Source organism: Microscilla marina ATCC 23134 (genome assembly GCF_000169175.1).
Lineage (GTDB): Bacteria > Bacteroidota > Bacteroidia > Cytophagales > Microscillaceae > Microscilla > Microscilla marina.
The window spans coordinates 55,171-68,734 of record NZ_AAWS01000025.1; the positions used below are offsets into that span (position 1 = coordinate 55,171).

Annotated in this window: 13 protein-coding genes; 8 read left to right on the forward strand and 5 right to left on the reverse strand. The window is 40.7% G+C overall.

All coding sequences use genetic code 11. The features are described from left to right. Positions 1 to 6: 6 nt before the first annotated feature. Complete coding sequence (locus M23134_RS21570) at positions 7 to 501, reverse strand: KilA-N domain-containing protein (RefSeq protein ID WP_002699919.1); 495 nt, start codon at positions 499 to 501, stop codon at positions 7 to 9. Between the two features lie 212 nt (positions 502 to 713). Here M23134_RS21570 and M23134_RS38650 point away from each other — a divergent pair, with 212 nt between their 5' ends. Both M23134_RS38650 and M23134_RS21580 read left to right on the forward strand, forming a co-directional pair. Further along, positions 714 to 1,352 (forward strand): helix-turn-helix domain-containing protein, encoded by a 639-nt coding sequence (locus tag M23134_RS38650; RefSeq protein WP_002699921.1) that lies wholly within the window; start codon positions 714 to 716, stop codon positions 1,350 to 1,352. A gap of 917 nt (positions 1,353 to 2,269) precedes the next feature. Then, complete coding sequence (locus M23134_RS21580) at positions 2,270 to 2,710, forward strand: hypothetical protein (protein WP_002699923.1); 441 nt, start codon at positions 2,270 to 2,272, stop codon at positions 2,708 to 2,710. Between the two features lie 568 nt (positions 2,711 to 3,278). Here M23134_RS21580 and M23134_RS21585 read toward each other — a convergent pair. The 3 genes from M23134_RS21585 to mnmE all read right to left on the reverse strand — a co-directional run bounded on the left by M23134_RS21585 (position 3,279) and on the right by mnmE (position 5,913). Further along, a complete protein-coding gene (locus M23134_RS21585; protein ID WP_002699926.1) occupies positions 3,279 to 3,488 on the reverse strand; it encodes a hypothetical protein in 210 nt (69 codons plus the stop codon). A gap of 323 nt (positions 3,489 to 3,811) precedes the next feature. Then, positions 3,812 to 4,375, reverse strand: a complete 564-nt coding sequence (locus M23134_RS21590; RefSeq protein WP_232296825.1) for a transposase — start codon at positions 4,373 to 4,375, stop codon at positions 3,812 to 3,814. 146 nt (positions 4,376 to 4,521) lie between these two features. Then, positions 4,522 to 5,913 carry a tRNA uridine-5-carboxymethylaminomethyl(34) synthesis GTPase MnmE gene (mnmE, locus tag M23134_RS21600; protein ID WP_002699932.1) on the reverse strand — a complete coding sequence of 464 codons (1,392 nt, stop codon included), beginning with the start codon at positions 5,911 to 5,913 and terminating at the stop codon, positions 4,522 to 4,524. A gap of 600 nt (positions 5,914 to 6,513) precedes the next feature. Here mnmE and M23134_RS21605 point away from each other — a divergent pair. The 3 genes from M23134_RS21605 to M23134_RS21615 all read left to right on the forward strand — a co-directional run bounded on the left by M23134_RS21605 (position 6,514) and on the right by M23134_RS21615 (position 10,288). After that, positions 6,514 to 8,229, forward strand: coding sequence for a hypothetical protein (locus M23134_RS21605; protein WP_045114067.1), 1,716 nt, complete (start codon positions 6,514 to 6,516; stop codon positions 8,227 to 8,229). After that, positions 8,219 to 9,553 carry an HU domain-containing protein gene (locus M23134_RS21610; protein ID WP_002699935.1) on the forward strand — a complete coding sequence of 445 codons (1,335 nt, stop codon included), beginning with the start codon at positions 8,219 to 8,221 and terminating at the stop codon, positions 9,551 to 9,553. Before M23134_RS21605 ends, M23134_RS21610 begins: the two co-directional genes overlap by 11 nt. Before the next feature lie 366 nt (positions 9,554 to 9,919). After that, positions 9,920 to 10,288, forward strand: a complete 369-nt coding sequence (locus M23134_RS21615; RefSeq protein ID WP_002699937.1) for a phasin family protein — start codon at positions 9,920 to 9,922, stop codon at positions 10,286 to 10,288. A 103-nt stretch (positions 10,289 to 10,391) separates the two neighbouring features. Here the strand turns inward: M23134_RS21615 and M23134_RS21620 are convergent, their stop codons facing one another. Next, a complete protein-coding gene (locus tag M23134_RS21620; RefSeq protein WP_002699939.1) occupies positions 10,392 to 10,757 on the reverse strand; it encodes a hypothetical protein in 366 nt (121 codons plus the stop codon). Between the two features lie 363 nt (positions 10,758 to 11,120). Here M23134_RS21620 and M23134_RS21625 point away from each other — a divergent pair, with 363 nt between their 5' ends. From M23134_RS21625 to M23134_RS21635, 3 genes are all read left to right on the forward strand, one after another. Continuing rightward, the gene (locus M23134_RS21625) at positions 11,121 to 11,552 is read left to right on the forward strand and encodes an META domain-containing protein (protein ID WP_002699941.1); all 432 of its coding nucleotides are present in this window, start codon (positions 11,121 to 11,123) and stop codon (positions 11,550 to 11,552) included. 177 nt (positions 11,553 to 11,729) lie between these two features. Continuing rightward, the gene (locus tag M23134_RS21630; protein WP_002699943.1) at positions 11,730 to 12,623 is read left to right on the forward strand and encodes a hypothetical protein; all 894 of its coding nucleotides are present in this window, start codon (positions 11,730 to 11,732) and stop codon (positions 12,621 to 12,623) included. Positions 12,624 to 12,674: 51 nt separating this feature from the next. Continuing rightward, positions 12,675 to 13,559: a hypothetical protein gene (locus M23134_RS21635; RefSeq protein WP_002699945.1), complete on the forward strand. Its 885-nt coding sequence runs from the start codon at positions 12,675 to 12,677 to the stop codon at positions 13,557 to 13,559. The last annotated feature ends 5 nt before the right edge of the window (positions 13,560 to 13,564 follow it).

Genomic DNA, 13,564 nt, shown 5'->3' on the forward strand with positions numbered 1-13,564 from the left:
GGGGTTTTAAAGTTCGGGAGTGTCTTTATTTTCATCAGGGCGTTGGTAAAGCCTCAACTCTTCAAAAAGTTTGTCATACTTTTCTTCAAGTTTTTCAAAATCTTTCTGCATTTCTTGTTGCAATCCTTTATGCCTAATTTCTACTCTACCAGCTAATATTTGCTTTATGATGGCATCACACCATACCGCAAACTTAGGGTTTATCCATCGGGCAAACAGTACCACAAAGTCAGGGTGTATGTAAGTACCTTGATCGCTTACATAATTTCTGGAAGCGATATTTTTAACGTTACCACCTACCACAACTTTTACAACATCTTCTCTTGATACATCATAAAAATTGCAATAAGCATTTAGGTATTCATTGAAATACTTTGAGTTAATAAAACCGTCTAATCTTTTTTCTCCTAAAGCTTTTATAGTTTGAGTAGCATTTATCCAACCATCAGGAGTAAACACTATGTCTTTGCCTAAGTAGGTTTTTTGCAATTGATTATCCATTGATTAAAAGTTTTTGTCGTGGTACGATGAAGCTCATTTTTAAGGGCTTATGGGTGTAGTTTAAATACCCGTTAATTTTCTTTGAAATATGAATCATAATGTAAAATTTTACTTAAAAATGTTTTATTCTGCATAAAATTGATTAAAAATACTTATTAAAGCAAATAAGAGTCTAAAAATTAAAGATTACGCAAGTTTAAGTAAATTTGTGTATGAGTATTTCAAAGAGAATAAAGGACATAAGAGAGCAAAAGGGGTACACCCAAAAATACATGGCAGGAAAGCTCAGTATTGATCAGACTAATTATGGTAGGTTTGAAAAAAGAGGTAAGAAACTAACCATTGAACAGTTAGAAAGTATTGCAGCGGCTTTAGGGGTAAGCCTCAAAGACATTCTTTTTGGTGAAGCCGAACAAACCAACCCTGATTTGTCAAAACTGGAGATTGCCTTGCTTCAGTGCAAAACCCAAAACCTGTACTTTGTAGACAATGCCCTCAAGTTTATTCTCAATATTGATACATTGCTACAAAAGCCCTTAGTAAAATATGCCATAGGCGAAATACTCCACCCCAAGCAAAAAGACCATCAAGCATTTGTAAGGTGCTATTGTGAGCTAAACAACGAGGTATTTACCCTTGCCACCTGGCAAAAACCCATCAGCCAAGAAGCTTCACATTTTGCCCACTTCGAACAAAACGGAGAACACCTGTTTAGTGATCACCAACGCAAAGAAGCCAGTCAGTACAAAGACGCGGCTTTTGCCAACATTCAGCAAAACCACCACCAGTGGACAATCAACTTTTTCAATTTGACGGGGTTTTTTAGGGCGGCTTTTGGTGGGGTTGGTTAGCTCCACCATCTAGTGGTTGCTTGTGGAGACACAAGCAACGGCGTAGGATATATCTGAATTGGGCTTTATTTTATTTACCCGCTATATTTTGCTTACGCAATGGAAGCTACAAGCTTCCTCAATGATGGGTACAAGTTACGCTGCGCTAAACTTGCACCAGTGGGTATATCTGAATTGGGCTTTATTTTATTTAGGGAAGCGAAAAAAATAACTTCCTTGACTTCTATTTTTGGCATACGGAATTAGGGTTGTGCGAAGTTTTTAAAATTATTGATATACAAACATTTATGCATAAATCAAGAGGTTTATTGTAGGGGCAATCCCTTGCTGTAATGCAATGGAAGTTCGCGATTTATCGGAATGGTCGCCCTAGCGAAGGAGTGCATACGCCGGCGGAAAGAAAGGCGCTGTTGGTCAGACACGACGCAAATGAGTATACTGTTTCAAAGTACAAGTGTGTATGCCATTTTTTTAAGTTGGGTAATTAATTACTTTCTTATCCCTTACTCGCTATATTTTGCTTACGCAATGGAAGCTACAAGCTTCCTCAATGATGGGTACAAGTTACGCTGTGCTAAACTTGCACCAGTGGGGGAACATTTACTCGAATCAGCTATGGACTATCGACTAAATACTATGGACTATTGTGTACAAGTTACGCTGCGCTAAACTTGCACCAGTGGGGGAACATTTACTCGAATCAGCTATGGACTATCGACTAAATACTATGGACTATTGTGTACAAGTTACGCTGCGCTAAACTTGCACCAGTGGGGGAACATTTACTCGAATCAGCTATGGACTATCGACTAAATACTATGGACTATTGTGGTAAGTTTTACAAACAATTAACCGTTATTAAGAGTAAACTAATATTTCGGGTCTAGAAACCTTCATATCATTTTAAACGAGTAATTATGGGATTAAATCGATATTTACGGGCATTTGCCTTCATTTTTGCCATTACTTCCTTCACTCAATTGCAGGCTCAATCGGCTAAAAAATTACTTACCAGAACTTGGGTATTCTCTTTTGATGAAATGATGAAAGTGCTATCACCAGAGCAAAAGAAAGTGATAGAAGCCATGCCTGCCGATCAATTAAAATTGGTCAAGAAGGAAATGTCTCAAAGTTACCTGGTTTTTAAATCCAGAGGTATTTTTAAAGGTGTTATGAATGGCAAAAAGGAGAAGATGGAGTGGAAGCTTTCTGAGGATGGTAAAACCTTGATAACCATCGATGAATTTGGGATAGAGGAAAAAATAAAAATCATAGAGCTTACCAAAAAACGATTAGTGATTCAGCTTCCAAACGATGGAGAAGAAGCACCTCCATTGGTTTTTGTATCTAAGAGATAAATATTTCTTTAATAGGCTTTATATAAAACAATATTTGTGTGTATTAGAATCTTGGTAATTGAGGATTAAACTCCCTTCTCTGGCGTAAGCGCCCCTCGCCCCGAAGAAAAATCGGGATTTATAAACTTGTGCTTTTTTATTGCGGAAGCATCTTGCCCTGAAGAAAAGTCGGGATTTTGAAACTTCCATGTTTTTGCAAAAAATAAATTATAAAAGCCCAGTTCAGGTATATCTGAATTGGGCTTTATTTACTCGCTGTATTTTGCTTACGCAATGGAAGCTACAAGCTTCCTCAATGATGGGTACAAGTTACGCTGCGCTAAACTTGCACCAGTGGGGGGAAAAATCGGGATTTTGAAACTTCCATGTTTTTGCAAAAAACAAATTATAAAAGCCCAGTTCAGGTATATCTGAATTGGGCTTTATTTACTCGCTGTATTTTGCTTACGCAATGGAAGCTACAAGCTTCCTCAATGATGGGTACAAGTTACGCTGCGCTAAACTTGCACCAGTGGGGGCACTTCTCGCCATTGCTTGTGTCCTCACAAGCAATTCCTAAATTGATTATTTATGCGACAATATTATCTGCTTGACACTGTAAATTACCGCTATTCCACATGTCTTGTACTCTGTCGGCTTGTGCGTGATGTCCTTTTGCTCTTAAGTGATTAATCACAACTGATACTCTGCTACACTTAATACCACCTTTAAGTGCTGACAACTCTTCTTTTTGTAGTTTGAATGCTTTGAAAGCATGTAGGTTTGATATTTTTTTCATCTTTTATGTAATTAATAGGATTGATAAAAAATTGTATTGATTTAATATTGCAAAGGAAGCCAGTAAATGCCTGAAGAAGTTGGACATATTGAGAAAAAAGTAAGAGATATAAGTCCTGCACTGCCTTTTTATTGAAAAAACAAAAAGCCCAGTTCAGATATACCTGAATTGGGCTTTATTTTATTTACTTCCCGCCATTGCTTGTGTCCTCACAAGCAATTTCTACATTCTGTCTCCATAATGTTTTAAAAAACCAAAATCGCCTATGCGAGTCTCATAAGTTCTCTTCTCGCCATTGCTTGTGTCCTCACAAGCAATTCCTCCTACACTCTGTCCTTGTAATGCTTTAAAAAACCAAAATCGTCTATGTCAGTCTCATAAAATTTGGCAGAAGAATAATAATATTGAGCAGGTTCATTTGCTAACGACCATTTTTCTACAACAGGGTTATTATGAATGTATTCCAGCTTTTGCTCCAGTACGGCAGGGGTATACAACCAAACAGGTAAGCTGTTGCGTTGCCAAAACCGATGATTTCGTGCTTGATCTGATGCTTGAAAATATGGAAGGATTTGCGGATAATAAGTGCGTGAATGTTCTAAAAATTGGTGAGCAGTGTATTTCATAAAACTGGCGTGAGGCATTTCTTTGCCATTTTTTTCCAGCATTTCCCAAATCAAGTGAATGTGATTAGGCATGATGACAAAACCGTACACCGCGATTTTGTTTTTGGTAGACAAGTACTGCAAGCTATCAATAATGATGTTTTTGTAATCATCTTTTTTGAGTAACCTTTTCCAATTCAATATGGTAGCAGTATAAAAGTAAATCTGGTTGAGCTCCATGTTTTGTAATGGTTTTGCCCTGTGGGTTGCTTGTGGAGACACAAGCAACGGCGTAAGAAGATTTTTGTATAGAAAACAATATACCCATTATCCCAATCCAAACCCCACCCCTGCAAGGTTAAAATTTCCGCACAAAAAAAGCCCCACCCAAAAAGAGTGGAGCCTCCTAATACCTTGATTTTTAGGCGCTATTTCCCAATACAAAACTTACTAAAAATAAACTCCAACAAATCATTATTAGATATTTGCCCCGTGATTTCCCCCAAATGATAAATGGCGGTGCGGATGTCGCTTGCCACCATCTCGGTAGAGAGCCCCAAGTCTAGAGTTTGTTGCACTTGGGCAAGTGCCTTGAGGGTGTCTTGCAGTGCCTCATAGTGGCGCAAGTTAGTCACAATCACCTGGTCTTGGTTCGAGAGTTGGTGGGCTTGCACCGCCTCAATGAGTAATTGTTGGAGACGGTCTATTTGTTGGTGTTCTTTAGCCGAAATGCCACACCCTACCACCCCATCGGGCAAAAACAAGTCAAAACGAGCGTATTCGTCTATTTTGTTCGCCACCACAATCACCTTGGTGTCGGGATGGTCAGCTTGCAATTGAGCCACTTGCGCTTGCCAGTCTTCGCGTTTTTCTTCTACCGCATCAAACATATACAGCAATATTTGCGACTCCTTCATTTTGGCAAAAGCCCGTGCTATGCCTATGCTCTCCACCTCGTCAGCGGTTTCGCGTAGCCCTGCCGTGTCTATAAACCTAAACCGGATGCCCTCAAGCACCACTTCGTCTTCTATAGAGTCGCGGGTAGTACCTGGTATAGCCGAAACAATCGCTTTATCTTCTTGCAGCAAGGCATTGAGTAGGGTAGACTTACCCGCATTGGGTTTGCCCACTATAGCCACGGGCACCCCGTTTTTGATGGCGTTGCCCAAGGCAAACGACTGTGCCATGTCGGTTACTGCCGTTTTGAGGTGGTTGAGTTGGCGTTGCATTTCGTCGCGGTTGGCAAACTCCACGTCCTCTTCCGAGAAATCGAGCTCCAGCTCCAGCAAGGCGGCAAGTTTAGTAAACTCTTCGCGCAATTGGGTGATTTTTTTTGAGAAACCACCCCGCATTTGTTTCATTGCCACTTGGTGGGCGGCTTTAGAGTCAGAAGCAATCAAGTCGGCAATTGCCTCGGCTTGAGCCAAGTCCATGCGTCCGTTGAGGTAGGCACGTTGGGTAAATTCGCCCGCCTTGGCGAGGCGCGCCCCTTTGCCAATGAGCAATTGAATCACTTGCTGAATAATGTACTGCGAGCCGTGGCACGAAACCTCTATCACGTCTTCTTTGGTAAACGAACGGGGCGCTTTGAACAATGCCGCCACCACTTCGTCTATGATTTGCCCTTCGTCGTTGCGAATGGTACCAAAATGCACGGTGTGCGAGGCTTGTTCGCTCAGGGTTTTACCATAAAACACTTGATCACATACCGCAAAAGTGTCTTTGCCCGACACCCTTATCACGCCTATAGCACCCGAACCACTGGGGGTGGAGAGTGCTACTATAGTATCTTCTTTTTGAGTAAATTGTTCTGGATTCATTTTTCTTATAGTCAATAGTTGGGAGTCGGTAGTTGGGAGCTTCTACAGCCTCAAGTCCTTAGATACCGACGCATATTGGTGCTTTAAGCAACAAGTAGCAAGCAATTAGTCCAGAGTCTGGAGTCCGTAGTTTTAAGGTTCGCTTTGCGCCCATTAGGAATTACGAGTTTGAGAATTACGAATTGGGCGAAGCCATTTGTAATTTAGTCCAGAGTTAGTAGTCTGTAGACCATAGTGGCTTCGCGCCCATTAGGAATTACGAGTTTGAGAATTACGAATTACGCGAAACCATTCGTAATTTAGTTCATAGTTTAGTAGTTTGTAGACCATAGTGGCTTTGCCTTCATTCGTAATTCGTAATTGAATATTAGTCCGGAGTTAGTAGTCTGTAGATCATAGTGGCTTTGCCTTCATTCGTAATTGACTAATTCGTAATTAAAAAAGCCTTCTCTCAATAAGCCTGCAATATAGGCAATGTAAGCTAACTCATTAATAATTAGTGGTCAAACATTTATCATTAAGCAAAAGTTTTTATATTTAACTTTTTGAAGGCCATATAACGCAAAACATAAGTTATTTTAACTGAAAGTGATTTGTAAAATGAACACATATCTGCACCAAAATATCAGGATACCCAACAAAACTCTCTGCTTGTTATTGTTGTTGGGTGTGTTGAGCCCAACTTTGTGGGCGCAAGGTAACCTAGACCGAGAAATAGAGGTAGTAAAGAACCGTAAAATTGTATTGCCCAAGGCCAACAAACACCACGATAAAATAAATTTGCCACCACCCACCAAAAAAGATTCAACCCAACAGTACATTAATTTTCACGATTTTCTGAATCCTGCTTTTTCTGCCAAGAGGCATTTGCCCCTTGTAAAGCCAGCGGGAGTATTTGCCGAAGACAATCAAGCGTCCACTTTAAGCAGTCGTATGCTAGAGGGGTATATCAAAGCTGGAGGCGGAAACTTTGCCACTTCTTATGCTGAGGGAGCCGTGAGTTATCGCCCTAACTCCACTGCATTGTATGGCATCTCATTACGGCACCATCAGTCGCGCAATGGTGCAGTGCGTGACGATCTGTCGGCTACTGCCCAAAACGATGTGCAAGTGCAAGCCCGTTATTTTGCCAATACCTTTGCTATGAGGCTCAAGGCCAATTATCAGCTGAGTCAATACCACTTTTATGGCTACGACTTGGGGCAGTCGGTAGAAAAAGATACCGTTCGGCAGCTTTTTCAACGTTTTGGACTTACTTTTAGGCAAGTGAGCACCGATGTCAAAAACCGTTTTCAGTATGATTGGGGAGTAAAGGTAAACTACCTCAAAGACGCCTTTGCTGCCAACGAAACCTTGGGCGACCTGTTTGGTAAGCTGTTGTATCGTTTAGACAGTCATAGTACTGTAAATGTACATACCAATATTCATTTGGGGCAACGCACCGATGCCGAACAAGTGTCGCGTTTTGTATACCAACTCAAACCCTTTTATGGCTACAGCAAGGGCAACTGGCGCCTGGAGGGGGGAGTAAATATGGTGTTTGAAAACGATACACTTGGGCAACAAAACAACCTGCATTTTTACCCTCATGTGCTTGCCGAATACGCGCTGTTGCCCAACCTGTTGCTCAATGCCAGTCTCAAAGGCGATATTCAACGTACTTCGCTCAACTCTTTTACCACACAAAACCCTTTTGTAAACGCCAATGTAAATCTGGCGCATACCAACCAACGGTTTGAAGCCTTGTTGGGGGTGAACGGTACCCTTTATCAAAAAATATTTTATAAATTACAGGTGGGCTATGAACAGTTCCAAAATTTATATTTCTTTGTTAATAGTGCTACCGATACGGCAAGGTTTGACCTGATGTACCAGACCGACAACATCAATCGCTTAAAACTAGAGGCACAATTGGGGTATGAACCCAATGCTGCATACAAGTTTTACATCAACGGAGTAGTGTACAATTATCAATTGCCTGACGCTATGGAAGCCCCCTGGCATCGTCCTTTGTTTCAGGCCGAATTAGCCGGAGTTTGGGTACCTACTCCCAAGTGGCGCCTCAACCTTAACTTTTATGGGTTAGGGGGCATTCAAGCAAAAAACTTTGCTACCAATGAGGTTACTTCGCTCGGTTTTATTGCCGATATGAACCTAAAGGTTGATTATGTTTTTTGGGAAAAAGGCAGCAATGGCTTGCCCAACTTATCGGCTTTTGTAGCATTGAACAACATTTTTGCAAAAAATTACCAAAGATATTTATATTACCCACGGCAGGGTTTCAACTTTTTAATTGGACTAATGTATGGATTCTGAGAAATACCCTATACAAAAATACATTTATGAATGGTTGCTTGATCATGAGACTATCATAGTACCCGAACTCGGACAGTTTGTGGCAGAGTTTAAGGGTGCTTCTATACAGCCTACAGCTACCACCAGCAGTATGTTGCCCCCTAACAAAACGGTTATCTTTAATACAGACAACCGCGATGATGACGGAGTATTGACAGGTTTTATATGCCAACAAGAAGACCTGCCCGAAGAGGAGGTACAAAGCTATCTGAAGCAAGTAGTTACTGAGCTTAAAATCGCATTGGCATCTGATCAAAAATATGAACTGCCCGCCTTTGGTACTTTTTCAAAAAATCCGATGGGTGAGATAGAGTTTAGTGCTGACGAAAATGTCAACTTCGAAGGGGGAAGTTTTGGTTTACCCAAACTGTTTTACAAGCCAGTAGAGAAACAGGATGATTTAAGCTTTTTTGATCAGTTAGATGTAGACGACGAACCTGTAACGCCCCAACCAGTGGGCAACCCAGAAGTAACTGGCCAAACAGAGGATAATCCGGCAGGTTTTGTGGCGGCGGGTGACCACAAGCCCGAAAACACTTACCAAGATGATGATGACGATGACGACGATTTTGATGATGACGATGATGACAAACCTATCAGGCGTAAGTGGCTTATACCTGTAGTGGTAATATTGCTTGCCGGGGTGTTGGTAACGGCGGGTATTATGTATATTCCGGCGATGTTTGGTAATGGAGAAAGCGCCAAGAAAGACGAAAAAACCGATAGCAGTAAAATAGCTGCTGCTAATAACAACACAGGAGATACCAGCGTGACTACGTCTACTGAGGTAAATCTGGCCGATACCAACAAAAACGATCAGGGTTCTACTTCTTCTGACAAAAAAGAAGATACTAAAACTGAGACCAAAAAGGAAGCGCCTAAAACTACCACTACTGAGAATACCAGCACAGGCAGCGCCAGCACAGGTAACAACACCACCACACCTGCTTACAGGCCTTCTGCTACTAACAATACCAACAGTGGTATCATTAGTAGTTTTGCTTATCGCCCCCAAACACCTGCCGATCTCAGTACAGCAATGCTCAATTCGCCTACGTCGCAGTATTATATAGTACTGGGTGGTTTTGGCAACAAAGCCAATGCTTACTCATTGTATAATAACCTCAAGAGCCGCAACTACCCGGCTAAAATTATGGCACCTACAGGTAGTAGTGCATTACACCGGGTAGTGCTAGGAGCTTACAGCTCAGAGGCAGAGGCCGAAAGCAAACGCAATGGTTATACGGGCACTTTTGGTAGCAAAATATGGGTAACGAAGTATTAAATTAAGCTTCAAGCTATTATCGATAAGGCTTATTCGCTTAAAGAGAATGTTTTTTTCGAAAGGCATTCTCTTTTTTTGTTTTTCAAAAAAATAATCATCACCACCACACTATTATGAAGCCCTGGCTACTTTCTCTTTTCTTATGAGTCGGGCTTTTTTATCTCATAAGCCACCTTCTCTTGGTAGCTGGTAATAGTAGCTTTCATTATCGCTGTTTTTGTTTACTTAATCCCTCGATTGTAGGCGTATCACTATAAAATCTAATCCCGAGCACAAATAAAGTATGCACGCATACTAATTGTTTTCTTAACACATATTTTGTACTTTTGCTATATTGAAACAATTACCAACTAAAGAATAAACATAATGCAGGATCTATTGATGAAATGGTTGTATTCAGGAGTAGGAATGGCGGCTCTGACAGCTGAAACAGTGAAACAAACCATTGACAAGCTGGTAGATGATAGAAAACTATCGGTGGAAGAAGGTAAAAAAATTGTTGATGAGTTTTTGAACAATTTTCAGAATACAGAAACCAAAAAAACTGATTTTGAAGCCCAGGTAGGAAAAATTTTCGACAAAGTAACCAAAAGTTTTGGTTTGGTGTCTGCCACTGAGGTAGAGGTATTGCAAAGTCGCATAGGTGAACTTGAGGCAGAACTTGCCGAAAAGAAAAAACCTGCGGCTAAGAAAATACCTGTGAGCAAAACCAAAAGCGAAAGTACTACCAAGTAGTCGTTTATATAAAAATTGTAAGTTTTAAAGATTACCTGGTTAACATACAAAACCCAATTATTGCACTAAGGCAATGATTGGGTTTTATTTTTTACCTGTTGGCTCAATCTGCCCCGTGGAGGTTGAGCGCGAGTTGGGTTTGCAACCCTACCAGTTTCCTTACTTCAGGCTCTGGAAGTTTGATGGTTTGGTTGTGGTACAAAAACTCATAAAGTGCGGGTTCTTTACTAGCAGTTTGTCGTCGGGTAACTTTGATTCCGCGAAAATAACGAGTGATTTCGGGCAGTACTTTGCCCCGGTATTTGAAATAACGTGAAATGTCGAATATTACTTTTTGGGTGAAACTTTTATGGTAATCTTTGATCTCTTTTTTGAGTGAGGCTTCTATATTTTGGTGTTGGGCAAGACTTGTATAACTAAATGTGGAGAGTGAACTAAAAGCCAAAAGAGCAATTAATAATTTATTCATAGTTCATTTTGTTAAAGTAGATTGAAAAGCTGAATATTAAAGGGTGTAATTTTCTCCTCTCTGTATATAACTTTTTTTAGGACAAAAAGGCTGCGTTTTTTTAGAAAAAAAATGTTAAACACTTCTAAAATAGGTGTTATTCGTTATATGAATAGTAATTTTTACTAGACATGAACGGTTTGATACGCTTGATGTTGGAGGTAAAGGGGGCAATGTGTTGCTGCCTGGAGCTTGAGTCTTCAAGCGGTGGGCAAAAAAATAGCGATAACGGCACAAGCATTTAACCAAAAAAAGTCGTCACCAACTACTCCCTTTTGCATTTGCTGTTGTCTTATTGGTAAGCGTTAACAAACTTGTAAAGTTATGAAACAAATAATGGCGTTGGCAGTGGTTTCTTTTGTGGGCTTATTGTGTTGGGCTTTTACGGCAGAGTTGCTCATAAGTAGCCAGCAACAACACTTGATGAATAGCGAGTGGCATATAAAAAAGGTACAAGATAAAACCACAGGACAGACAATTACTACAGCAAAAGGTTATAAAATAAAATTTTATAAAGCCTCATTTAGCTTACACCTCGACGTAAACAGTTGTTTGGGCAAAGCTGATATTACTTCAAACACTATTCGAACCTCTCCTGATCAAACCACTTGCTCAACCGCTTGCTGCGATACCAAAGAAGCCAAAGCTCTGGCTGCAATGCTTGACTCTCCATCGTTGAAAACCTATCAGATACAAGGCACTCAATTGACTATTTCGGACAAAAAATATATTATTTGGCTAAAAGCCACCAAGTGAGGAGGGATAAAAAGTGAAGTATAATGGTTAATTTAGGTACATGTTAAAAGCCTTAACGGTTGGTTGCTCCTTGGCAAAATAGTAAAAAACTAAGTATATTTACATTTATTGATCATTCTTTGCAATACAGCTGCCTTATATATGGCATAATAACCTATCCACAAATACTATAAGAAAATGAAAAAAATATCTTTATTAATTGTAGGTCTATGGCTGTCGTTTGCGCAGCTTCAGGCGCAACATATTCCTCGCTTTTCGTTTGATCGTAACTATTCTCTTGGCGACATTGTATGTCATTCGCCTTATAGCTTTGTGTTATCGTCGCAATTTGAAGGCATTCGATACGACACCTATATAGAAGGATTGCATCAAACAGTATTTTACGCCAAGCAGAAAGTGATAAAACCTGGTGAGCCACCTTTTACCCGTGAACTCACTGCTTTGGAAATGAGCCGCTTGCCCCACCTAAACCTCTTGTATTATTCACCAGACAAAAACATAGAGGAGCAAACCATTTTAGTAAAGTCTTGGCGTGTTTCGCCCAAAGGTTTCAGAACCAATAGCGGGAAGAACCTACCCAAGGCTACCCCCATCGATTTTGAGATTAAACACTTGGTAAAAATACCTTATTCGAGGTTAGACTACCGCCGTCTTGCCCGTTTGCAACAACGTTGGCAGCATACCCGCCACCAATGGAAAAACAGTTATACGTACGTGTTACGCAAAGATAGTGTGTCGAAGCGTACCGGAAAGGCAATTGGAGTAAAAAAGGTAGTAAAAGTAAAAAATGGTAAAATAGTAAATGTGCAAGCTTTTAGGGTAGAACAAAATTGGTTGGGCAAAACCCACAAAAAAGAGTACAAAAGCGAGCCTTTGCACCTATCAGACGCTGACCGGAGGGCTACTCAAAGCCTGGATGAGTTTTATGAGCAAGCATTGACTGTATTGCAACAAAGCTACCATGCGTCGTTAGATCAATCGCCCCAAGCAATGAGTTTTACCTTGCACCAGTTTCGCCCCCGCAATAAAGGAGTGACAGTATATACCTTGGAGAGCGTATTACCTAATTAATTGAGAAAGAGTAGGCGATTGTTTTCTGGTAATGAAGAATAAACAGCAGTAATGAAACATTTTATCAACATACTTGGACTGAGCTTGTGGTTGTGGGTCGGGCAACTGGCACAGGCACAAACAGCCACCCAACAATTGAAGCAAAGCCAAAAAAAGTGGCAAAAAATGGCTGCTAAGGTAGGTTTTAATTATTCTTTTCACTTGTTGGAGTCGGCACGCGGGCGCAATTTCCGCACTATAGTAACCGTAAAACAAGGCAAAGTAGCGGGGGCAGTGCAAAGAGTGAGCATCAGCCCAGGTACCCCTCCCTTGTATACTCCATTGAGCCAACAGGCGCTTAAGCGTTTACCTACTTTAGGTCAGGTATACGATCAGGCAATTGGTGGTATTGTAAAAAAAGCAGGTAAAAATCTGCAGCTTTATTTCGACAAGCGGGACTTATTGGTTCAGGCGGGTTATGAGGAGGTAGGCTGCAAAGGCGATTGTTATAAAGGCTACAAAATAGCTGATATTCGACTTACACTTGGGGCAATTGAACAGTTGATTGTGAGTTGGACTGCCTGGGTAGACTTTAAGACCCAGTGCAACAACCGTTACAGTTTTATCATTCAAACCAAGCAACCTACTGATCAGTTGGAAGTAGAAAAAAACATTTTGGTAGACAAGGGGAAGATCATAAAACTAGTAGAAACAAGAGTTAAGCAGGGGAGGGCAAGCCGTCGTTTGTATACCAAGGCAGAGCGGTACAAGGCAGCGCAAATGGATAAAATTTATGAAAATGCTTTTGTGCAGCTTTCTTCTCCTCCCCAAAGCAATCAACAACATTGGGTGAAATTTGCCAATAATGGCTTACTTTCAATGAGTGGTTTTTTACTCAAAAACTGCCCTTCAGATTGTTTTAGAGGGTTTAGTATAGTGAGGTTACGCAAGAGGTAACCCTC